At 68.7% G+C, this 21,978-nt stretch carries 18 protein-coding genes; 5 read left to right on the plus strand and 13 right to left on the minus strand.

Features of this window, described 5'->3' with window-relative positions; translation table 11 throughout:
- Positions 1 to 6 precede the first annotated feature (6 nt).
- The 7 genes from meaB to AB7I40_RS11750 all read right to left on the minus strand — a co-directional run bounded on the left by meaB (position 7) and on the right by AB7I40_RS11750 (position 9,410).
- Positions 7 to 1,044, minus strand: a complete 1,038-nt coding sequence (gene meaB, locus AB7I40_RS11720) for a methylmalonyl Co-A mutase-associated GTPase MeaB (RefSeq protein WP_428345923.1) — start codon at positions 1,042 to 1,044, stop codon at positions 7 to 9.
- Complete coding sequence (gene scpA / locus AB7I40_RS11725) at positions 1,044 to 3,266, minus strand: methylmalonyl-CoA mutase (RefSeq protein WP_428345922.1); 2,223 nt, start codon at positions 3,264 to 3,266, stop codon at positions 1,044 to 1,046. The genes meaB and scpA overlap by 1 nt, the downstream gene beginning before the upstream one ends.
- Positions 3,263 to 5,077 (minus strand): methylmalonyl-CoA mutase family protein, encoded by a 1,815-nt coding sequence (locus tag AB7I40_RS11730; RefSeq protein WP_428345921.1) that lies wholly within the window; start codon positions 5,075 to 5,077, stop codon positions 3,263 to 3,265. The genes scpA and AB7I40_RS11730 overlap by 4 nt, the downstream gene beginning before the upstream one ends.
- A gap of 65 nt (positions 5,078 to 5,142) precedes the next feature.
- Entirely contained in the window at positions 5,143 to 5,853 is a 711-nt protein-coding gene (locus AB7I40_RS11735) for a hypothetical protein (protein ID WP_428345920.1), read from the minus strand.
- 69 nt (positions 5,854 to 5,922) lie between these two features.
- The gene (locus tag AB7I40_RS11740; protein ID WP_428345919.1) at positions 5,923 to 6,699 is read right to left on the minus strand and encodes a succinate dehydrogenase/fumarate reductase iron-sulfur subunit; all 777 of its coding nucleotides are present in this window, start codon (positions 6,697 to 6,699) and stop codon (positions 5,923 to 5,925) included.
- 13 nt (positions 6,700 to 6,712) lie between these two features.
- Positions 6,713 to 8,611, minus strand: coding sequence for a fumarate reductase/succinate dehydrogenase flavoprotein subunit (locus AB7I40_RS11745; protein WP_428345918.1), 1,899 nt, complete (start codon positions 8,609 to 8,611; stop codon positions 6,713 to 6,715).
- Position 8,612: 1 nt separating this feature from the next.
- A complete protein-coding gene (locus tag AB7I40_RS11750; protein WP_428345917.1) occupies positions 8,613 to 9,410 on the minus strand; it encodes a hypothetical protein in 798 nt (265 codons plus the stop codon).
- Positions 9,411 to 9,567: 157 nt separating this feature from the next.
- On the opposite strand from AB7I40_RS11750, the gene AB7I40_RS11755 reads away from it, so the two are divergent.
- The 4 genes from AB7I40_RS11755 to AB7I40_RS11770 all read left to right on the plus strand — a co-directional run bounded on the left by AB7I40_RS11755 (position 9,568) and on the right by AB7I40_RS11770 (position 14,204).
- A complete protein-coding gene (locus AB7I40_RS11755; protein ID WP_428345916.1) occupies positions 9,568 to 10,647 on the plus strand; it encodes a glycosyltransferase in 1,080 nt (359 codons plus the stop codon).
- Between the two features lie 73 nt (positions 10,648 to 10,720).
- Complete coding sequence (locus AB7I40_RS11760; protein ID WP_428345915.1) at positions 10,721 to 11,422, plus strand: succinate dehydrogenase cytochrome b subunit; 702 nt, start codon at positions 10,721 to 10,723, stop codon at positions 11,420 to 11,422.
- 20 nt (positions 11,423 to 11,442) lie between these two features.
- Positions 11,443 to 13,464: a fumarate reductase/succinate dehydrogenase flavoprotein subunit gene (locus AB7I40_RS11765; protein ID WP_428346068.1), complete on the plus strand. Its 2,022-nt coding sequence runs from the start codon at positions 11,443 to 11,445 to the stop codon at positions 13,462 to 13,464.
- Positions 13,461 to 14,204, plus strand: a complete 744-nt coding sequence (locus tag AB7I40_RS11770; RefSeq protein ID WP_428345914.1) for a succinate dehydrogenase/fumarate reductase iron-sulfur subunit — start codon at positions 13,461 to 13,463, stop codon at positions 14,202 to 14,204. The genes AB7I40_RS11765 and AB7I40_RS11770 overlap by 4 nt, the downstream gene beginning before the upstream one ends.
- Positions 14,205 to 14,208: 4 nt before the next feature.
- Here AB7I40_RS11770 and AB7I40_RS11775 read toward each other — a convergent pair whose 3' ends face one another.
- From AB7I40_RS11775 to trpS, 4 genes are read right to left on the minus strand one after another with little or no spacing between them, the layout of a single operon-like run.
- The gene (locus tag AB7I40_RS11775) at positions 14,209 to 14,430 is read right to left on the minus strand and encodes an SCO4848 family membrane protein (RefSeq protein ID WP_428345913.1); all 222 of its coding nucleotides are present in this window, start codon (positions 14,428 to 14,430) and stop codon (positions 14,209 to 14,211) included.
- Positions 14,427 to 15,479 (minus strand): YihY/virulence factor BrkB family protein, encoded by a 1,053-nt coding sequence (locus tag AB7I40_RS11780; protein ID WP_428345912.1) that lies wholly within the window; start codon positions 15,477 to 15,479, stop codon positions 14,427 to 14,429. Before AB7I40_RS11780 ends, AB7I40_RS11775 begins: the two co-directional genes overlap by 4 nt.
- Before the next feature lie 9 nt (positions 15,480 to 15,488).
- Positions 15,489 to 16,019, minus strand: a complete 531-nt coding sequence (locus tag AB7I40_RS11785) for a 2'-5' RNA ligase family protein (RefSeq protein WP_428345911.1) — start codon at positions 16,017 to 16,019, stop codon at positions 15,489 to 15,491.
- 10 nt (positions 16,020 to 16,029) lie between these two features.
- Positions 16,030 to 17,088 (minus strand): tryptophan--tRNA ligase, encoded by a 1,059-nt coding sequence (trpS, locus tag AB7I40_RS11790; protein ID WP_428345910.1) that lies wholly within the window; start codon positions 17,086 to 17,088, stop codon positions 16,030 to 16,032.
- Between the two features lie 99 nt (positions 17,089 to 17,187).
- Here trpS and AB7I40_RS11795 point away from each other — a divergent pair, with 99 nt between their 5' ends.
- Positions 17,188 to 18,300: a GNAT family N-acetyltransferase gene (locus AB7I40_RS11795; protein WP_428345909.1), complete on the plus strand. Its 1,113-nt coding sequence runs from the start codon at positions 17,188 to 17,190 to the stop codon at positions 18,298 to 18,300.
- Positions 18,301 to 18,309: 9 nt separating this feature from the next.
- Here the strand turns inward: AB7I40_RS11795 and AB7I40_RS11800 are convergent, their stop codons facing one another.
- Together AB7I40_RS11800 and AB7I40_RS11805 are read right to left on the minus strand one after the other, a co-directional pair.
- On the minus strand, positions 18,310 to 19,554 hold the full coding sequence (locus tag AB7I40_RS11800) for an MFS transporter (RefSeq protein WP_428345908.1): 1,245 nt from the start codon (positions 19,552 to 19,554) through the stop codon (positions 18,310 to 18,312).
- 175 nt (positions 19,555 to 19,729) lie between these two features.
- Positions 19,730 to 21,961, minus strand: coding sequence for an NADP-dependent isocitrate dehydrogenase (locus AB7I40_RS11805; protein WP_428345907.1), 2,232 nt, complete (start codon positions 21,959 to 21,961; stop codon positions 19,730 to 19,732).
- Between the last annotated feature and the right edge of the window lie 17 nt (positions 21,962 to 21,978).

Genomic DNA, 21,978 nt, shown 5'->3' on the forward strand with positions numbered 1-21,978 from the left:
CCGGGCTCAGGCGTCGAAGGCCTCGATGATCCGGTCCGCCGCCGCCGGGGCCGCGAGCTCACCGGAGAGCACGGCAGCACGGATCTCGGCACGGATGGCCGAGACGCCCGGCGAGCGGCGCAACCGTTGGTCGAGCTCGTCGCGCACCAGCGCCCACATGAAGTCCAGCTGCTGTGCGGCCCGCTTGGCGTCGATCCCGTCGACCCCCAGGTGCTCGCGGTGGGCCAGCACCCGCGACCAGACCTCGTCCACCCCGACGCCGGTCAGCGCCGAGCACGTGACCACCTCCGGGGCACGTTCGCCGGCACCGTGCACCAGGCGGAGAGCACCGGCCAGTTCGCGAGCGGCCGCCCGGGCCTCCTGCTCACGGTCCCCGTCTGCCTTGTTGACCGCGATGACGTCGGCGATCTCCAAGATGCCCTTCTTGATCCCCTGCAGCTGATCGCCGGTGCGGGCCAGGGTGAGGAACAGAAAGGTGTCGACCATGCCCGCCACCGTGATCTCCGACTGACCGACCCCGACCGTCTCGACCAGCACGACGTCGTACCCCGCGGCCTCCAGCACCAGCATCGCCTGCGTGGTGGCACGGGCCACGCCGCCCAGGGTGCCGGCCGACGGCGAGGGCCGGATGTAGGCGTTCGGGTCGACCCCAAGCTTCGCCATGCGGGTCTTGTCGCCGAGGACGGAGCCTCCGGTGCGCACGCTGGAGGGGTCGACGGCGAGGACGCCGACCCGATGACCCGCTGCGGTCAGGGACGTCCCCAGTCCTTCGATGAACGTGGACTTGCCGACCCCGGGCACCCCCGAGATCCCCACTCGCACAGACCTGCCTCGGTGCTCGAGCCTGTCTCGGTGGTCGAGCCTGTCTCGGTGGTCGAGCCTGTCTCGGTGGTCGAGCTTGTCGAGACCACTCAACTCGGCCAGCAGCTCGCGCGCCGCCTCCCGGTGGTCGGGTCGGCTGGACTCCACCAGTGTGATCGCGCGGGAGACCTGGGCCCGGTTGCCGGCGCGGATGCCCTCGACGAGCGTGCGGACCTCGATCATCAGTGCCCGAGCTGGGAGGACAGCTTGGCCAGGAGCTCGATCGCGGAGTCCGCGATGACCGTGCCGGGCGGGAAGACCGCCGCAGCGCCCATCTCCTTCAGCCTCACCACGTCGTCGGGCGGAATGACGCCACCGATGACGATCATGATGTCGGGGCGCCCCTGGTCGGCGAGCGCCTGCTTGAGCGCGGGCAGCAGCGTGAGGTGGCCCGCAGCCAGCGAGGAGACCCCGACGATGTGGACGTCGGCGTCGATCGCCTGCTGGGCGACCTCCTCGGGGGTCGAGAACAGCGGGCCGACATCGACGTCGAAGCCGAGGTCAGCGAAGGCGGTCACGACCACCTTCTGACCGCGGTCGTGGCCGTCCTGTCCCATCTTGGCGACCAGGATCCGGGGTCGCCGCCCCTCGGCCTCCTCGAAGGCCGTCGTCGCGTCGAGCACCGCCTGGACCTGGTCGTTGCCGCCGGAGGTCGCCTCGGAGGAGTACACGCCGCTGATCGTACGGATCACTGCCTGGTGCCGGCCGTAGACCTTCTCCAGCGCGTCGGAGATCTCGCCGACCGTCGCCTTGGCGCGGGCCGCGTCCACGGCGAGCTTGAGCAGGTTGCCGTCCAGGGAGCCGCCGTGGACGTGACCGTCGCCGGCCGACCGGGTGAGTGCCTCGAGGGTGCGGCGTACCTCGTCGTCGTCGCGCTCGGCGCGCAGCCGCTGGAGCTTGGCCACCTGCTGGGCGTAGACGTCGTCGTTGTCGACCCGGAGTACGTCGAGCCGGTCCTCGACGTCGAGCCGGTAGGTGTTGACCCCGATGACCGCCTGGGTGCCGGAGTCGATGCGCGCCTGGGTGCGTGCCGCCGCCTCCTCGATCCGCATCTTGGGGATGCCCTGTTCGATGGCCTTGGCCATGCCGCCGGCCGCTTCGGCCTCCTGGATGTGCCCCCAGGCCCGGGCTGCAAGGTCGTGGGTCAGCTTCTCGACGTAGTAGGAGCCGGCCCAAGGGTCGATGATGCCGGTCGTCCCGCTCTCCTGCTGGAGCAGGAGCTGGGTGTTGCGCGCGATCCGGGCCGAGAAGTCGGTCGGCAGCGCGATCGCCTCGTCGAGGGCGTTGGTGTGCAGGGACTGGGTGTGGCCCTGGGTGGCGGCCATCGCCTCGATGCAGGTGCGCTGGACGTTGTTGAAGACGTCCTGCGCGGTGAGTGACCAGCCCGAGGTCTGGCTGTGGGTGCGCAGGGAGAGGCTCTTGGGGTTCTGGGGGTCGAACTCGCGCACCAGCCTGGCCCAGAGCGCACGGGCGGCCCGCAGCTTGGCGACCTCCATGAAGAAGTTCATCCCGATGGCCCAGAAGAAACTGAGCCGCGGGGCGAAGGCGTCGATGTCGAGTCCGGCGTCGAGGCCTGCACGCAGGTACTCGACGCCGTCGGCCAGCGTGTAGGCGAGCTCGAGGTCGTTCGTGGCCCCGGCCTCCTGGATGTGGTAGCCGGAGATCGAGATCGAGTTGAAGCGCGGCATCCGCTGGGCCGTGAACGCGAAGATGTCGGAGATGATCCGCATGCTCGGGGTGGGCGGATAGATGTAGGTGTTGCGGACCATGAACTCCTTGAGGATGTCGTTCTGGATGGTCCCGGTCAGCTTGTCCAGCGCGACCCCCTGCTCCTCGGCCGCAACGATGTACATCGCCAGGACCGGCAGCACGGCGCCGTTCATGGTCATGCTGACGCTCATCTGGTCGAGCGGGATGCCGTCGAAGAGTGTTCGGGCGTCGTAGATCGAGTCGATCGCCACTCCGGCCATGCCCACATCGCCTCGCACACGTGGGTGGTCGGAGTCGTAGCCACGGTGGGTGGCCAGGTCGAAGGCGACGCTGAGGCCCTTCTGTCCCGCCGCCAGGTTGCGCCGGTAGAAGGCGTTGGAGTCCTCGGCGGTCGAGAAGCCGGCGTACTGGCGCACCGTCCACGGCTGCGTGGTGTACATCGTCGGATAGGGCCCACGCAGGAACGGGCTCAGTCCCGGCCACGTGCCCAGGTGATCGAGACCCTCGAGGTGCTCGGGTCCGTAGACGGCCAGGACGTCGATGCCCTCCGGGCTGGCCCAGGCCGGCGCCCGCTCGGTGGTCGAGCCCCCCTCGGTGGTCGAGCCCCGCTCGGTGGTCGAGCCCCGCTCGGTGGTCGAGCTTGTCGAGACCACCTCCGTGAGAGGCAGCCCGGCGAAGCTCTTCGGGACGGTCATGACAGGGCCCCTTCGTTCAGGATGGTCCTGGTGCGGGTCAGGAAGGCGACCGCATCCATTCGCAGGGTGCAGGAGTCGTCGACCTCGATCCCGCCGGGGTTGCCGGCCAGGATCACGTGGCGGGCACCGGCGGACCGGAGCGCCGCCACCAGGTCGGCTCCCCACTCGGCGTACGCCGCGTCCGTGCCGGCCAGGCAGACCACCGCCTGTCCGGCGTACGCCGCCACCACGTCGTCCACCCCGCTCGTGGCACCGGCTGCCGCTACGGCTATCCCACCGGCGGCCAGGAGGTTGGCGGCGAAGGTGGCGCGCGCGGTGTGGGCGGCGATCGGCCCCAGGGTGGCCAGGAAGACCTCGCCTGTCGGCTGGTCGCGCATCGTCTCGAAGTCGGCGCCGTAGCGCGCCACCTCCAGCGTCCCGGGAGGGTACGGCGCCCGCTCGGGCAGCACCTCGGACAGGTTCGGGAACTCGCTCACGCCGGTGATCGGCTGCCGGCGCGTGGCGATCCGGGTGCGCCGGGCGCCGCGATTGTCGCCGAGGATGCCGGCCAGCCACCCGCTGGCGATGGCCGCCTCGATCCCACCTTCGGTCTCGATCGAGTCCAGGGCACCCCAACCGGAGTGCGCCAGGTCGTCGGTCATCTTCTCCACCGCGTAGGAGCCGCCGGCAGGGTCGGCGACCTTGGCGACGTGCGCCTCGGCGATCAGCAGGGAGGAGGTGTTGCGCGCGATCCGTCGGCTGAAGGCGTCGGGCAGGCCCAGTGCGGCATCGAACGGCAGCACCGTCACCGCGTCGGCACCTCCGACTCCCGCGGCGAAGGCAGCGACGGTGGTGCGCAGCATGTTCACCCAGGGGTCGTACTTGGCCATCATCGGGCGGCTGGTGACCGCATGCTGCCGCTGCCCTGGAGCGTGCGTGGCGCCGCTCAGGTGACCCACGCGATGCCACAGTCGCCGAGCGGCCCTGAGCTTGGCGATGGTGACGAACTGGTCGTCGGTGGCCGCGTAGCGGAACTCGATGAGACCCATCGCCTGCTCGAGGCTGAATCCGGTGGCGGTGAGCAGCCGCAGGTAGGTGGCGCCCACCGCCATGCTGTAGCCGAGCTCGAGCCACTCCGACGCCCCGAGGTCGTGGACCGCCGTGGCGTCGACGACGATGCCGAGGGTGCCCGCGTCGCAGGCGAGGCGGGCCACGGCCACGAGGTCGTCGGTCGTGGTCTGACTCGTTCCGCGCACCCGAGCGCCGATGGGGTCGGCGCCCAGGTTGGTGCCGTCGGCCGGGGCACTGCCGCTCTCGGCGATGAGCTCCACCAGCGCCTGCGCTGCCCTGATCGGGTCTCCGGGTGCGTCGAGCACCACCGGGGCCAGGTCGAGCAGCACCCCGTCGAGGGCGCCTGCGATGCCGGTGTGGTGAAGGCCGCCATCCGTGAGGGTCAACCACAGTGAGGTGGCGCCGTTCTGGAGGTCGGTCAGCACCGCCTCGTTGGTCTCGGCAGCCTGCGCGCCGACGTACGAGGGCCGGATGTCCCAGCCGTGCTCGGGGCGGTGGGCCAGGCGTCCGCGGGTGAAGGGCGCGGCCCCGGGCGCACCGGATGCGGCCAGGTCGTCCAGCATCGAGGCGATCCCCAACGGCGCGACCTCGATCCCCGCCAACGAGTCCACGCTGAGCCGGTCCCAGACGGCAGCATCCGGGTCGGCGTCGCTGAGCCTGCCGCTCTTGCGCAAGACCGCTGCCGCTGCCTTCTCCCAGTCCGCCTGCGAGTGAACGTCCTCGTCGGAGACGAGCCGGAGTTCCTCTGTGGCGTCAGTCATAGGTCGCACAATAGGAGCCCGGCTCCCGGCGCGGCCACCGACTGTGATCTATCCCCCGCCGATGGTCAGCCCAGATAGCGCTCGGCCGCCTCCACCAGCAGGTCGTCGGTGGACCTCCCGGTCTCCGCAGCACGAGCGGCGAGTCGCACGCTCAGGTCTGCGGGCAGGACGACCTGCATCCCGCGCTCGGCCGGCTGGCGGTTGCGTCCGAAGACACCGAGAGCGATGCAGATGACGGTGCCGAGGACGTCGAGGATCGCCAGGATCCCGATCACCCGGAAGATCGTGTCGTCATCACCGCCCTCGCCGACGATCAGCACCGACACGATCGCGGCCAACGCGGAGGCGCAGGCGAGGGTGGCCAGCAACAGCCAGCGGAGCGAGGGCACCTTGCCGGCCAGCGCCAACAGCAGGCTCGCCTGCGCCAGGGTGGCAGCCAGCACCAGGCCGACCCCGAAGGTCTTCCAGAGCGGCTCCGAGGCGTCGTCGAAGTCTGCCCACACCATCCACAGCGCGGTGGAGAGGGGAACGAGGACGACGACCCCGCCCAGCACCCCGACGGCTTGGTACGGCGTCTCGCCCGTGCCGAGGTAGCAGAGCACCGCGACGCTGGTGGTGCCGACGATCAGGGTGGTGAGCAGCACTCGCCCTTCCAGCTCGCCGAAGGGCCCGCCGCCGAGGAGGGCGATGACCCCCATCAGGGCGGCGATCGAGAACGAGCCGATCGTGACCGCGACGATGATGCGGCGTAGCGAGGAGTTTGAGTCAGTTGTCATGGTTTGAGCATCCCAGCGACGGCGGTCGGGCGACATGGAGTCGGATACTTACCACGACCGGGATGAGGCTCAGACTTCGGTGCGACCGTCGTTGTCCTTGTTGCGCAGCCCGATCTTGGAGCCCAACCAGACCAGCGGGTCGAACTTGCGGTCGGCGACCCGCTCCTTCATCGGGATGATCGCGTTGTCGGTGATCTTGATGCCTTCGGGACAGACCTCGGTGCAGCACTTGGTGATGTTGCACATCCCGATCCCCGCGGCCTCCTGGGCCAGTGACCGACGGTCGTGCGTGTCCAGCGGGTGCATGTCCAGCTCGGCGTAGCGCAGGAAGAAGCGCGGCCCCGCGAACGCCGGCTTGTTGTCCTCGTGGTCACGCACCACGTGGCAGGTGTTCTGGCACAGGAAGCACTCGATGCACTTGCGGAACTCCTGGCCCCGCTCCACGTCGACCTGCATCATCCGGCGCTTGTTGTCGGCGTCGCGCGGCCCCGGTGCGAAGGCGGGCAGCTCGCGGGCCTTCTCGTAGTTGTAGGACACATCGGTGACCAGGTCGCGGATCACGGGGAAGGAGCGCATCGGCGTCACCGTGATCGTCTCGGCAGGGTCGAAGTCCGAGAGCCGTGTCATGCACAGCAGACGGGGGCGACCGTTGATCTCGGCACTGCACGAGCCGCACTTGCCGGCCTTGCAGTTCCAGCGCACCGCCAGGTCACCGGCCTGGGTGGCCTGCAGGCGATGGATGGCATCGAGGACGACCTCACCCTCCTCCACCGCGACGGTGTAGTCGCCCAGGTCGCCGCCGGACTGGTCGCCTCGCCAGACGCGCAGCTTCAGGTCGTAGCTCATGCACCACTCCTCATCAGAAGAACGCCTTCAACTCATCGGGCATCACCGGCAGTGGCTGGTGTGCCAGGTCGACCCCGGTGCCGAGCTCGTTGAGGCGGAGCACCAGGTTCCTGCTGCCCCACTCGGGATCCGGGCCCGGGAAGTCGTCACGGGTGTGGCCTCCGCGCGACTCCTGCCGCTCCAGGGCCGCCTTCGCGATGCACTCCGAGACCAGCAGCATGCTGCGCAGGTCGAGGGCCAGGTGCCAGCCGGGGTTGTACTGCCGGTGGCCCTCCACGGTCAGGTGTCCGGCCCGCGCCTTGAACGCCTCCACCTCCTCGAGCGACTGGCTCAGCTCGCCGGCGGTGCGGATGATCCCGACCAGGTCCTGCATGGTCTCCTGCAGGTCGTGCTGGATCGTGTAGGGGTTCTCCCCGCCCTCCACCTCGAAGGGCAGCAATGCGCTGCGCTCGGCCGCTTTCACGTCGGCCTCGTGGACGGCGGGACGCGAGGCGCCCAGGCCGGAGGCGTAGGCCGCGGCGGACTCGCCGGCCCGGCGTCCGAACACGAGCAGGTCGGACAGCGAGTTGCCACCGAGCCGGTTGGAGCCGTGCATGCCACCGGAGCACTCCCCCACGGCGTACAGCCCGGTGACGCCGCTCAGCTCGGTGTCGGCGTCCACCTCCACCCCGCCCATGACGTAGTGACAGGTCGGTCCGATCTCCATCGGTTCGGCAGTGATGTCGACATCGGCCAGCTCCTTGAACTGGTGGTACATCGAGGGCAGGCGCCGCCGGATGAACTCCGGGGTGCGACGCGAGGCGATGTCGAGGAAGACGCCTCCGTGCGGTGATCCACGACCCGCCTTGATCTCGGAGTTGATCGCGCGCGCCACCTCGTCGCGGGGCAACAGCTCAGGGGGCCGACGGTTGTTCTTCTTGTCGTCGTACCACCGGTCCGCCTCCTCGATGGTGTCGGCCGTCTCGGCCTTGAAGAACTCCGGGATGTAGTCGAACATGAACCGCTTGCCCTCGGAGTTCGTGAGGATCCCTCCGTCCCCACGAACCGACTCGGTGACCAGCAGACCCTTCACCGACGGCGGCCAGACCATGCCCGTGGGGTGGAACTGCACGAACTCCATGTTGATCAGGCTCGCCCCGGCCCGCAGGGCGAGCGCGTGCCCGTCGCCCGTGTACTCCCACGAGTTGGAGGTGACCTTGAACGACTTGCCGATGCCTCCGGTCGCCAGGATCACCGACGGTGCCTCGAAGAGCACGAAGCGACCGGTCTCGCGCCAGTAGCCGAAGGCACCGGAGATCACCTCGCCGTCCTTCATCAGGTCGGTGACGGTGCACTCCATGAACACGTCGATGCCGAGCGCCACCGCCCGCTGCTGCAGCGTGCGGATCATCTCCAGGCCGGTCCGGTCACCGACGTGGGCGAGCCGGGCGTACTTGTGGCCGCCGAAGTCTCGCTGGGAGATGAGGCCGTCCTCGGTGCGGTCGAAGAGCGCCCCCCAGTCCTCCAGCTCCATGACCCGTTCGGGGGCCTCCTGGGCGTGCAGCTGCGCCATGCGCCAGTTGTTCAGCATCTTGCCGCCGCGCATCGTGTCGCGGAAGTGCACCTGCCAGTTGTCGTCGGGGTAGACGTTGCCCATGGAGGCCGCGATCCCACCCTCGGCCATCACGGTGTGCGCCTTGCCGAGCAGTGACTTGCAGACGATGGCGGTCCGCGCACCTGCGTCGTGGGCAGCGATCGCGGCGCGCAGGCCGGCGCCGCCGGCACCGATCACCACCACGTCGTAGGAGTGTCGCTCCATGCCCCCCGTGGCAGCACCGGACATCTCGTTGCCCGTCATCGGGTGGCGGCCGCTGTTGGCCGAGCCGTCGTTGGTCGAGCGGCCGTCATCGTTGGTCGAGCCTGTCGAGACCATGTCAGAAGAACCTCGGGTCGGTGATCGTGCCATTGGCCAGCAGGTAGATGTAGAGGTCCACCAGGGCGACGGAGAAGAGCGAGTACCACGCGAACTTCGCGTGGTGGACGTTGAGCTTCGAGACCCAGGTCCAGAGCTGGTAGCGCACCGGATGCTTCGAGAAGTGCCGCAGTCGCCCGCCCACCGCATGGCGACACGAGTGGCACGACAGCGTGTAGAGCCAGATCAGCACGACGTTAACCAGCATGAACACCGTGCCCAGCCCCATGTGCCCCCACTGCTCGTCGGCGTCACGGAAGGCCAGGATGACGTCGTAGCTCAGGACCACGGCGACCACGAGAGCGGCGTACCAGAAGTAGCGGTGGATGTTCTGCAGGATCAGCGGCAGCCGGCTCTCCCCCGAGTACGCCGCGTGCGGCTCGGCGACGGCGCAGGCCGGCGGCGAGAGCCAGAAGGCCCGGTAGTAGGCCTTGCGGTAGTAGTAGCAGGTCATCCGGAAGCCGAGCGGGAAGATCAGGATGATCAACGCCGGGGACAGCTGCCACCAGGTGAACGGCTGGCCGAAGTCGGAGGACCCCGCCACGCACGAGTCGGTCAGGCACGGCGAGTAGAACGGGGAGAGGTAGGGCGCCGAGTAGTAGTGATGTCCGGAGAACGCCCGCCACGTCGCGTAGACCACGAAGGCCGAGAACACGATGAACGTCGTCAGCGGGGCGATCCACCATCGATCCGGGCGCAGTGTCCTTGCCTCGATGCGAGCCCTGGTGGGCCCGGTCACCCCTGCGTCGGTTGACGCCATCGTCACCTCCACCTCGTTGGTGCCCGGCCATCGGCCGGCGGTTGGACCCCACTATGTGCTGAAGTGGCCGGATGTGAAAGGGCCCACACCGATGATGTTCACTCCGTGTCCATCCGGTTGCTGCTCGCGGTTGGCCCGGACCGAGCACGCTTGAGCCATGCGGATCGCACTGGTCACCGAGTCCTTCTACCCTGCGGTGGACGGCGCGACCACGACCGTCAGGAATGTCGCCGACCGGCTGGTCGACACCGGGCACGACGTGTTGATCGTGGCCCCGGCCCCCGGCCTCGCGACCTACCGCGGCTGCCGCGTCGTTCGGGTGTCCACGAGCCTGGCAGGCCTCCGCACACCCGGGCGGGAGGTCCGTGACGCGCTCACGGACTTCGCGCCCGACCTCGTGCACGTCACCACTCCCGGGACCCTGGGACGCAAGGCGCTCAAGCACGCCCGTCACCTCGCCGTTCCCACCCTGACCGTCCAGCAGTCGGTCATCGCCGAGGCGGCCGACTACTGGCGGCACAAGGTGGCGGACCGCTCCGATCGGATCCTGGTCACCTGCGGCTGGATGGCCGGCAGGCTCGAGGAGCTCGGGCTCGAGGCACCCGTCTGGACCCCGGGTGTCGACGTCAACGGCTTCGGACCGCAGTTGCGCGACGAGGCGCTTCACGCCGCCTGGTCGCGCAGCCGTTCGGACGCGACGGACAAGGTGGTGGTCGGCTATGTCGGCAACCTGCGTCGCGGCAACGACGTACGCCGCCTGCCTGAGGTCGCCGAGGTGCCGGGAGTGCGGCTGGTGATCATCGGGGACGGACCGCAGAAGTCATGGCTGCGGGTGCACGTGCCCGGAGCCCGGTTCCTCGGAGCGCCGAGCCGCAGCGAGCTGGCCGTCGCGATGGCGAGCCTCGACGTGCTCGTGCACCCCGGGACGGTCGAGACCAGCTGCCACACCCTGCGTGAGGCCACCGCGAGCGGAGTCCCGGTGATCGCGCCTGCGACCGGCGGCACGCTGGACGTGGTCACCCAGGGCGCCGGTGGGCTCCTCTACGACCCGTCGACGTACTTCGGTCTGCGTGACGCCGTCGCCCAGCTGACCCAGGACCCCTGGCGGCGGGCCCTCATGGGTCGCGAGGCCCGCAGGGCAGCGACCGTCCGGGACTGGACGGCAGCGGTCGACGAGCTGATCGGGCTGCACTACCGTCCGCTCATTCGCGGCGCGAGACGCATTCGGGTGGCATGACCGTTCGGTAACCGGGCATTTGTCACACTCCCCGTGGCAGACGTCAGGTTCAGGTGCCGGTAAGTTGGGCAGCGTGGCAACCCCGACTCTTGTCAAAGGAGCGCGCGCGTCGCGCTCGACCATCGCGCTGAAGATCCTGATGGCCGGCAGCGGCATCGTCTTCATCGTCTTCGTGCTGCTCCACATGTACGGCAACCTCAAGGCCTTCAGCGGTCACGACGCCTACAACACCTACGCCGAGCACCTGCGGGAGATCGGCGAGCCGATGCTCCCCCACGAGGGTGTCCTGTGGATCCTGCGGGTGGTGCTGCTGGGCTCCTTGATCGTCCACGTCTACGCCGCAGTCACGCTGTGGCGCCGCGCGAAGCGCGCTCGCACGATCAAGTACCAGGTCAAGCGTCGCTCGGGTTCGACCAACGCCAGCCACCTGATGCGCTGGGGCGGCCTGACCCTGCTGCTGTTCATCGTCTGGCACCTGCTCAACTTCACCGTGGGCAAGGTCAACGTCCAGGGCGGGCCGACCAACGACCCCTACAACCTGCTGGTCGACAGCTTCGACGTGTGGTGGCTGACCCTGATCTACCTTGTCGCGATGGCCATGCTCGGCGCGCACCTGCATCACGGCATCTGGAGCGCCGCCCAGACCCTCGGCTACACCAACTCGGCCCGCTCGCGCACGGTGGCCAAGCAGACCGGCTTCGTGGTCGCCGTCATCATCGCCGGCGGCTTCTCGCTGGTCCCGATCTTCGTCCTCGCCGGCGTCATCACCAAGTAAGGGCTCTGACCATGACCGACATGCCCGACACCACCACGTCCGCTCCGGCATCGGCCGAGGCGCCTGCCGGCGGTTTCTTCGACGACGCGGCCGGCTACTACACCCCCGGCTCCCCCCTCGCGGACACCAAGGCTCCCGGCGGCCCGATCGACGAACGGTGGGACACCCGCCAGTTCGAGGCCCGCATCGCCAACCCGGCCAACCGCCGCCGACTCTCGGTGATCGTCGTGGGCACCGGCCTGGCCGGCGCCTCCGCGGCCGCCACGCTGGGCGAGGCCGGCTACGTGGTCAAGTCGTTCTGCTACCAGGACTCACCGCGGCGCGCCCACTCGATCGCCGCGCAGGGCGGCATCAACGCCGCCAAGAACTACAAGGGCGACGGCGACTCGGTCTACCGGCTCTTCTACGACACGATCAAGGGCGGCGACTACCGTTCGCGCGAGTCCAACGTCTACCGACTGGCCCAGGTCAGCCGCAACATCATCGACCAGTGCGTGGCCCAGGGCGTGCCTTTCGCCCGGGAGTACGGCGGACTGCTCGACAACCGCTCCTTCGGCGGCGTCCAGGTGTCGCGGACGTTCTACGCCCGCGGCCAGACCGGCCAGCAGCTCCTGATCGGCGCCTACCAGGCCCTCGAGCGCCAGGTCGCTGCCGGCACGGTGAAGACCTACACCCGCCACGAGATGGTCGAGCTGATCGTCGTGGACGACCGGGCTCGCGGCATCATCGTGCGCGACATGGTCACCGGCGAGATCGAGACGTACTTCGCCGACGTCGTGGTGCTGGCCAGTGGCGGCTACGGCAACGTCTTCTTCCTGTCCACCAACGCGATGGGCTGCAACGTCACCGCGACCTGGCGGGCGCACCGCAAGGGTGCCTACATGGCCAACCCGTGCTACACCCAGATCCACCCGACCTGCATCCCGGTCACCGGCCACCACCAGTCCAAGCTCACCTTGATGAGCGAGTCGCTGCGCAACGACGGCCGCATCTGGGTGCCGAAGGACGCCGCCGACTGCACCAAGAACCCTCAGGACATCCCTGAGGAGGACCGCGACTACTACCTGGAGCGGATCTACCCCGCGTTCGGCAACCTGGTGCCCCGCGACATCGCATCGCGCCAGGCCAAGAACATGTGCGACGAGGGTCGCGGTGTCGGGCCCGAGGTCGAAGGGGTACGCCGCGGCGTCTACCTGGACTTCGCGGAGGCCACCGAGCGGCTGGGCAAGGCCGCGATCGAGGAGAAGTACGGCAACCTCTTCGACATGTACGCCCGGATCACCGGTGAGGACCCCTACACGGTGCCCATGCGGATCTACCCGGCCGTGCACTACGTCATGGGCGGGCTGTGGGTCGACTACGACCTCCAGTCGACGATCCCCGGCCTGTTCGTGACCGGGGAGGCCAACTTCTCCGACCACGGCGCCAACCGACTCGGTGCCTCGGCATTGATGCAGGGGCTGGCCGACGGCTACTTCGTGCTCCCCAACACGATCCGTGACTACCTGGCCGAGGGACCGTTCGACAAGATCCCCACCGACCACCCCGCCGTACTCGAGGCACAGCAGGCGGTGAAGGCGCGGATCGACCACTTCATGACCACGAACGGCACCCGCAGCGTCGACTCCTACCACCGCGAGCTCGGCAACATCATGTGGGAGTACTGCGGCATGGAGCGCACCGAGGACGGGTTGCGCAAGGCCATCGACCTGATCCGCACCCTGCGCGACGACTTCTGGCGCAACGTGAAGGTGCTCGGGAGCCCCGACAGCCTCAACCAGTCGTTGGAGAAGGCCGGTCGGGTGGCCGACTTCCTCGAGCTCGGTGAGCTGATGTGCATCGATGCGCTCAACCGTCGCGAGTCCTGCGGCGGCCACTTCCGCGGCGAGTCCCAGACCGAGGAGGGCGAGGCCCTGCGCCACGACGACCTCTACGCCTACGTGGCGGCCTGGGAGTGGGGCGGCGAGGACGAGAAGCCTGTCCTGCACAAGGAAGAACTGACCTATGAGTTCGTCGAGATGAAGCAGCGGAGCTACAAGTGAGAATGACCCTCAAGATCTGGCGCCAGCCCGATGCGGCCACTGCCGGAGCGATGCACACCTACGAGCTCGAGGACGTGTCCGAGGACATGTCGTTCCTCGAGATGCTCGACGTGCTCAACGAGCAGTTGAACGCCGCCGGGGAGGAGCCGATCGCCTTCGACTCCGACTGCCGCGAAGGCATCTGCGGCATGTGCGGCCTGATGATCAACGGCCAGGCCCATGGCCCGGACGTGACCACCACGTGCCAGCTGCACATGCGCTCGTTCAACGACGGCGACACCATCACCATCGAGCCGTGGCGTGCCGACCCCTTCCCGGTCCTCAAGGATCTGGTGGTCGATCGCCGCGCCTTCGACCGGATCATCGCCTCGGGCGGGTTCATCTCCGTCAACACCGGTGCCGCACCGGACGCGCACGCCACGCCGGTCCCGAAGGACCACGCCGACCGAGCCTTCGACGTGGCCACCTGCATCGGCTGTGGTGCCTGTGTCGCCGCCTGCCCCAACGGCTCGGCGTCGCTGTTCCTCGGAGCCAAGATCACCCACCTCGGCGAACTGCCCCAGGGTCAGGCCGAGCGGGACAGCCGAGTCGTCTCGATGCTGGCCCAGCACGACCATGAGGGCTTCGGCGGCTGCACCAACATCGGCGAGTGCGCGAGCGCCTGCCCCAAGGAGATCCCGCTCGACGTGATCTCGCAGCTCAACAGGGACCTGCGCACCGCCATCAAGCACGGCCACTGACCTGTCAGCGGGCGGCGCGCAGCGCCTTGAGGCCCAGGCGACCCAGGACGACACCCAGGACGACGTTCACCACGATGAGCACGCAGTGCGCGACCCAGTAGCCGGTGGCCCGGTCCTCACCGGCTGAGTGGGCGGCCGCAAGGTTCTTGGCGAAGGTCGCCCAGATGAAGAAGTTCCACAGCGCCACTCCGATCAGCAGCCAGGCGTGTCTGCGTTCGAACTTCATGAGTCCCTCCTCCTTCTGAGTACGGCGATGAGCCCCAGCGCCGTGATGCCTCCGGCGGCGAATGCGGCGACCGGCGCCCCCGAGGACGCGACGACCGGGGCCGGGTCCTTGCGCAGGTCCACCCTGGTGGCGGCCACCCGTTTCGCCTCGGCGGCCTCAGCCGCCTCCCGGACGGCCCGGGCCTCGAGGGAGGTGTGGGCGAACGCGGCGGCGTACATCACCAGGCGCGAGAAGTAGTTGATCCAGACCAGCAGGATCAGCGCGATCCCGAAGGCCTGGAACGCAGGCGACTTCGAGGTCGCGGCCAGCAGGAACGTGGAGGCCTGCTTGAGCACCTCGAAACCGATGGCGCCCAGCAGCGCCCCACTCCACAACGACCGCGACGGCGCGTCCGGGGCGCCCAGCAGCTTGAAGAACGTGAAGAACAGCACCATGTTGGCCAGCAGGCCGATGAGGATCGAGATGGTGCTCAGCAGCCAGCCCAGTCCCGTGGCCAGGTCCAGAGCATCGAGGATGTCGCTGGAGAACGACGTCACCACCCCGGAGACCGCCACGCTCAGCAGCAGCACGACCCCCAGCGTGATCATCGCGACGAGATCCCGCAGCTTGCCGAACACGAAGTTGGGCTGCTCCTCCTGCGGCTTCTCGAAGACCACCAGGAGCGCATCGCGCATCGAGGACAGCCACCCGAGGCCGGCGACCAGCAGACCGATCAGGCCGAAGCCGATCGCCGCGCCCGCCGCGTCCTCGATCGCCGACAGGGACACCTGACCGTCGTCGTTGCCGACGAACCCCGGGAGCACCTGGTTGATCGCGGTGACCAGGTCCTCCTGGGCATCGGGATAGATGCGCACGACGTAGCCGACGGCGGCGAAGGCCAATGCCAGGATCGGGAAGAACGACAGGAAGGCGAAGTACGTCACCGCGCCGGCCTGCATGTTGCCCTTGACCGTGCCGTAGTGCTCGACCATGCGCACGAGATGGTCGATGAAGGGGCGCCTGGCCCGGATGGAGGTGATGCGGTCCGAGATCTGCTGCTTCAGTGCCACAGGGTGGGTTCACTCCTCGCGATCGGCGCGCGGCACCAGCTCGAACGAGCGGGACGGGCGCCAACCGACAGTGTCGTCGTGGACGTAGAGATGGAAGTCCTCCGCCTCGAACCGGCACTCGAAGCCCGCGAGCTCCGTGAAGGCCCGGTCCAGCGTGGCGTCGTCGAGGTGATGGGCGATGGTGACGTGCGGGTGGAACGGGAAGGGCAGCTCGAGGGTCAGCGGGCCCCGGCGTACGGCGTCCGCGAGCTGCTCGGACTGGGAGATGCCCTCCACCAGGCTCACGAACACCACGGGCGAGACGGGGCGGAAGGTCCCGGTGCCACGCAGATGGATGCCGAACGACTCGAAGGACGCGGCGACCGCATCGAGGTGCTTCTCGATGTCCGGCAGGTCGCCCTCAGCCACCTCGAACGGGGGCACGAGCGTGATGTGGGTCGGGATCATCTGTGCGGTGTGGTCGCCCACGGACGTGCGATAGTCCTGGAGGTCCTGGGCCCAGGGCTCAGGGATGGCGACGGCAACACCGATGGTGGGCACGGATACGACCCTACTGCGCCGGGGCGACGAACCCGACCTGCTGGTAGACGTCGCGCAACGTGGCGGTGGCCACCTGGCTCGCAGTCTCAGCACCCTTCTTGAGTACGTCGCTCACGTAGGTCTGGTCCGCCAGGAGCTCCAGCGTCCGATCCCGGAACGGGGTCACGAAGTCGACGACGACCTCGGCCAGGTCCTTCTTGAGGTCGCCATAGCCGCGCCCGTCGTACTGCTCCTCCAGCGACGCGATCGATCGCGAGCTGAGCGAGGAGTAGATGGTCAACAGGTTGCTGATCCCGGGCTTGTTCTCCGGGTCGAACCGGATCTCCGACTCCGAGTCGGTCACCGCGCCCCGGATCTTCTTCGCACTGACCGCAGGGGCGTCGAGCATCTCCACGATGCCCTGCGGTGAGGAGGCCGACTTGGACATCTTGGCCGTCGGGTCCTGTAGGTCGAGGATCTTGGCGGTCGCCTTGAGGATGTAGGGCTCGGGCAGGCGGAACGTCTTCTTGTAGCGGTGGTTGAACCGCTGGGCAAGGTCCCGGGTGAGCTCCAGGTGCTGGCGCTGGTCCTCCCCCACCGGCACGAAGTGCGGCCGGTAGAGCAGGATGTCGGCAGCCTGCAGCACCGGGTAGGTGAACAGCCCCACGCTGGCCGCCCCCTCGCCGCCCTTGGCCGACTTGTCCTTGAACTGGGTCATCCGGCGGGCCTCACCGAAGCCGGTCAGGCACTGCAGCACCCAGCCGAGCTGTGCGTGTGCCGGGATCTGGCTCTGGATGAAGATCGCCGACCGCTGTGGATCGATGCCCATGGCCAGCAGCTGGGCGGCTGCTCGCAGGCAGCGCTCCCGCAGCACCTTCGGGTTCTGCTCCACCGTGATCGCATGCAGGTCGGCGATGAAGAAGAACGGCTGGTGATCGTTCTGCAGGTCCACCCACTGCCGAAGGGCGCCGAGGTAGTTGCCGAAGTGGAAGGAGTCGGCGGTCGGCTGGATCCCCGACAACACCCGCGGTCGGGAGGAGGCGGAGGAAGCCAGGGCAGCAGCGACCTCGGGCACGGTGGTCGTGGACATGGCGTGATTGTGTCAAACGCGAGCGATGGTCCCGACGGCCGGTTCACAGGTCGGCAAATCGGGTTGCCCGGCCCGACGGGCTTCAGGCAGGGTTCGCGCATGGCTCCCAGCGTGGACGACGTCCCCACCCTCACCGACGGCACCGTGACCTTGCGCCGGCATCTCGAGGCGGACGTCACCGGAGTCGTCGAGCAGAGCAACGATCCGCTCAGCCAACGCTGGACGACAGTGCCGCTGAACTACGGCACCGAGGATGCCAAACGGTTCATCCGCGACATCATGCCCGGCGGCTGGGCGACGGACCTGGAGTGGGGCTTCGCGGTCGACGTCGAGGGTCGGTACGCCGGGACGGTGTCGCTGCGCAACGCGCACGACGCGCGGGCCGAGATCGCCTTCGGCTCACATCCCTGGGTCAGAGGCACCGGCCACATGACCTCGGCACTGCGGCTCCTGCTCGACTGGGGCTTCGCCGATCGCGACCTCCAGACGGTCATCTGGTGGGCCAACCGCGGCAACTGGGCCTCCCGGAAGGTCGCCTGGCGGCTGGGGTTCAGCTTCGACGGCATGGTGCGTTCCTGGCTGCCCCACCGCGGGGTCCTCACCGACGCCTGGACCGGCACGCTGCTACGAGGAGACTCTCGTGAGCCGCGACACCCCTGGCGGCAGACGCCGGTGCTGACGGGCGAGACCGTCACCCTCAGACCACTGCGCGACACCGACGTGCCCCGGATCGTGGAGGCGTGCGCCGATCCGGACACCTCGACCTGGTTGGGCCGGATGCCGTCGCCGTACTCGAGCACCGAAGCCATCGGCTGGCTGGAGGAGTGCAACGCCAACGCAGCCACGGGGCGTGCCGCTACCTGGGCGGTCGCCGACCCCGGGTCCGACCAGCTGCTCGGCGCGGTGAACCTCTTCGACTTCGTCACCGGCCAGGAGGCGGAGGTCGGCTACTGGACGCACCCCGAGGCCCGCGGCCGTGGAGTCGCCAGCGAGGCCTGCAGGCTCGTGCTGCAGCATGCCTTCGACGACCTCGGGCTCCGCCGGGTGCGGGCCATGGCGGCCGTCGAGAACACCGCCAGCCGACAGGTGCTGGAGCGATGTGGCATGTCGCAGTGGGGCGTCGAGCCTACAGGCATCCAGATCCGCAGCGGTTGGGTCGATGCTGCGTGTTACGACGTACGGGCCGACGACGAGGCGTGGCTCGAGCGGTGAGGTCCGTCCTCAGCTGACGACAGGGTGTTGCTGGCGGTGCAGCGCGGCCGAGGCCAGCAGGATCACCAGGCCCAGCACGGCGAGGACCGCACCCACGAGAGCCGGCGCGCTGTAGCCGTAGCCGGCAGCGATCACCAGACCCCCCAGCCACGCACCCAGCGCATTGGCGATGTTGAGCGAGGCGTGGTTCATCGACGCCCCGATCGTCTGGGCGTCCGCCGCGACCGTCATCAGGCGCAGCTGCAGGTTGACGACCAGCACCGACGAGATCACCGAGATCAGGAAGACCACCGGCAGGGCCCACCAGCCATAAGGGGCCACGAGGGCGAAGACGACCAGGATCACCGCGACACCGACCGACGAGCCGAGCAGGGACTTGAAGACCGACCAGTCAGCCAGCTCCCCCGCCACCCAGGTCCCGGCGACCATGCCCAGTCCGAAGGAGAGCAGGAAGACCGGGACGGCCGAGTTCGGCAGGCCGCCCAGTTCGGTGACGGTCGGGGCGATGTAGGAGTAGACGGCGAACATGCCACCGAAGCCCACGGCCCCGGCAAGCAGGGTCAGCAGCACCTGGGGGCGACGGAACGCAGCCAGTTCACGTCGACCGGTGGCTTCACGGTCACCTGGGAACGACGGCACGAACAGGAGCACCAAGGCGACCGTCAGCAGGCCGAGCCCGGTGACGGCCACATAGGCCGTTCGCCAGCCGAGGTTCTGCCCCAGCCACGTGGCAGCAGGGACTCCGACGACGTTGGCGACCGAGAGCCCCAGCATCATCATCGCGATCGCGCGACCCTTCCGTCCCGGCGCGGCCAGGCCCGCAGCCACGAGGGAGGCGACGCCGAAGTAGGCGCCGTGGGGCAGCCCGGCGAAGAATCGCGCCAGGGTCAGCACACCGTAGGACTGCGCCGCAGCACTCGCAGCGTTCCCGAGCGCGAAGGCCACCATGAGGGCGACGAGCAGCGCTCGCCGCGGCAGCCGGGCACCGAGGATCGCGATGATCGGCACCCCCACGACCACCCCCACGGCGTACGCCGAGATCACGTGACCGGCAGCCGGGATCGTGACGCCGACACCGGTGGCGATCTCGGGCAGCAGACCCATCGTGACGAACTCGGTGGTCCCGATCGCGAAGCCGCCCATGGCCAGGGAGAGCACCGCCAGCGCGAAGTGCGGGTGCTTGCCGCCCTGCGCGCCGGACTCCGACGGGGCGGAGCCCTGGCTTGTCTGGGAGGCGAGGGATGGCGAGGTCACGATGGGGACAACGGTAGGCCCGTCCGGGCCATTCCTTGAAAACGACAACTACCCCGTGACCGCGCTCACGAGGGCCCACGGTTGAGCGCTTCCCACGACGTACCTCCGCTGTCCGTGGTTCATTCGCCACGGACAGCGGAGGTTCGTCTGCATACCTTGATGAACCGACCGAGGCTCAGGCCAGTTCGGCAAGGATCCGGTTGAACGTGGCCGAAGGACGCATCACCGCGGAGACCTTCTCGGAGTCCGGGCGGTAGTAGCCGCCGATGTCGGCGGGCGCGCCCTGCACCGCGAGGAGCTCGCCGACGATGACGTCCTCCTGTGAGGTGAGAGCATCAGCAACGGCGGTGAAGGCCGCGGCGAGGTCGGCGTCCTCGGTCTGCCGGGCGAGCTCCTGGGCCCAGTAGAGCGCCAGGTAGAAGTGACTGCCCCGGTTGTCGATGCCACCGACGCGGCGACTGGGCGACCTGTTCTCGTTGAGGAACGTGGCGGTGGCCCGGTCGAGCGTGTCGGCCAGGATCTGGGCCCGGGCGTTGCCCGTGGTGGTGGCGAGGTGCTCGAAGCTGACCGCCAGGGCCAGGAACTCCCCGAGGCTGTCCCAGCGCAGGTAGTTCTCCTTCACCAACTGCTGCACGTGCTTCGGGGCAGATCCTCCCGCGCCCGTCTCGAACAGCCCACCGCCGTTGATGAGCGGCACCACCGAGAGCATCTTGGCGCTGGTGCCGAGCTCGAGGATCGGGAACAGGTCGGTGAGGTAGTCGCGCAGGACGTTGCCGGTCACCGAGATGGTGTCCTCGCCGCGCCGGATCCGGTCCAGCGAGAACTGGATGGCGTCCTCGGGGGTCATGATCCGGATGTCCAGGCCGGAGGCGTCTCCCACCACGTCCGGGTCGGGGAGATAGGCGTTGACCTTCGCGATCAGGTTGGCGTCATGAGCGCGCGACTCGTCGAGCCAGAAGATCGTCGGCACCCCCGTGGCGCGGGCCCGGGTCACGGCCAGCTTGACCCAGTCCCGCACGGGGATGTCCTTGGTCTGGCAGGCCCGCCAGATGTCTCCCGCCTCGACGGACTGCTCGAGCAGCACCGTCCCTGAGCCGTCGACCACCTGAACGGTGCCGGCCGCGGCCACCTCGAAGGTCTTGTCGTGGGAGCCGTACTCCTCGGCAGCCTGGGCCATCAGCCCCACGTTGGGCACCGAACCCATCGTCGCCGGGTCATAGGCGCCGTGGGCGCGGCAGTCGTCGAGGACGACCTGGTAGATGCGCGAGTACGAGGAGTCCGGGATGACCGCGAGCGTGTCGGCCTCGGCGCCGTCGGGGCCCCACATGTGACCACTGGTGCGGATCATGGCCGGCATGGAGGCGTCGACGATCACGTCGCTGGGCACGTGGAGGTTGGTGATGCCCTTGTCGGAGTCGACCATGGCCAGCGCCGGGCCGTCGGCGATGCCCTGCTGCACGGCCGCCTTGATCGCCGGACCGTCCGGCAGTGCGTCGACGGCGTTGAGCAGCGCACCGAGACCGTCGTTGGCGCTGAGGCCGGCCGCGGTGAGCTGGTCGCCGTACTCCTCGAAGACCGCGGGGAAGAACGCCTTGACGACGTGACCGAAGATGATCGGGTCAGAGACCTTCATCATGGTGGCCTTGAGGTGCACCGAGAACAGCACGCCCTCAGCCTTGGCCCGGGCGATCTGGGCGGTCAGGAACTCCCCCAGCGCTGCCACGTGCAGCACGGTGGCATCGACCACTTCGCCGGCCAGGACCGGCACCGACTCCTTGAGCACCGTGGTGGTGCCGTCCTCGGCTACGTGCTGGATGCGCAGCGAGGTGTCGGCCTCGATCACCACCGACTTCTCGTTGTGACGGAAGTCGTCGGCGGTCATCGTGGCGACGTTGGTCTTCGAGTCAGGGCTCCAGGCACCCATGGAGTGCGGATGGTTGCGGGCGTACTGCTTCACCGACGCCGGGGCGCGGCGGTCGGAGTTGCCCTCGCGCAGGACCGGGTTGACGGCACTGCCCTTGACCTTGTCGTAGCGCGCCCGAGCCTCCCGCTCCTCGTCGGTGGCGGGGTGGTCGGGGTAGTCGGGCAGGTCGTAGCCATGACCCTGCAACTCGGTCACCGCGGCCTTGAGCTGCGGGATCGAGGCGCTGACGTTGGGCAGCTTGATGATGTTGGCTGCCGGCGTCTTGGCCAGGGCGCCGAGCTCGGCGAGCGCGTCCGAGAGCTGTTGCTCGGGTCTGAGTCGCTCGGGGAAGCTGGCGATGATCCGGCCGGCCAGCGAGATGTCGCGGGTCTCGACGTCGACGCCCGCCGTGGAGGCGAAGGCGGAGATGATCGGGAGGAGGGAGTACGTCGCCAGGAGCGGCGCCTCGTCGGTATGGGTGTAGATGATCTTGGATTCCGTCACGGGCTGAGCCTATCGGT

The organism is Nocardioides sp., assembly GCF_050246775.1.
GTDB lineage: Bacteria > Actinomycetota > Actinomycetes > Propionibacteriales > Nocardioidaceae > Nocardioides.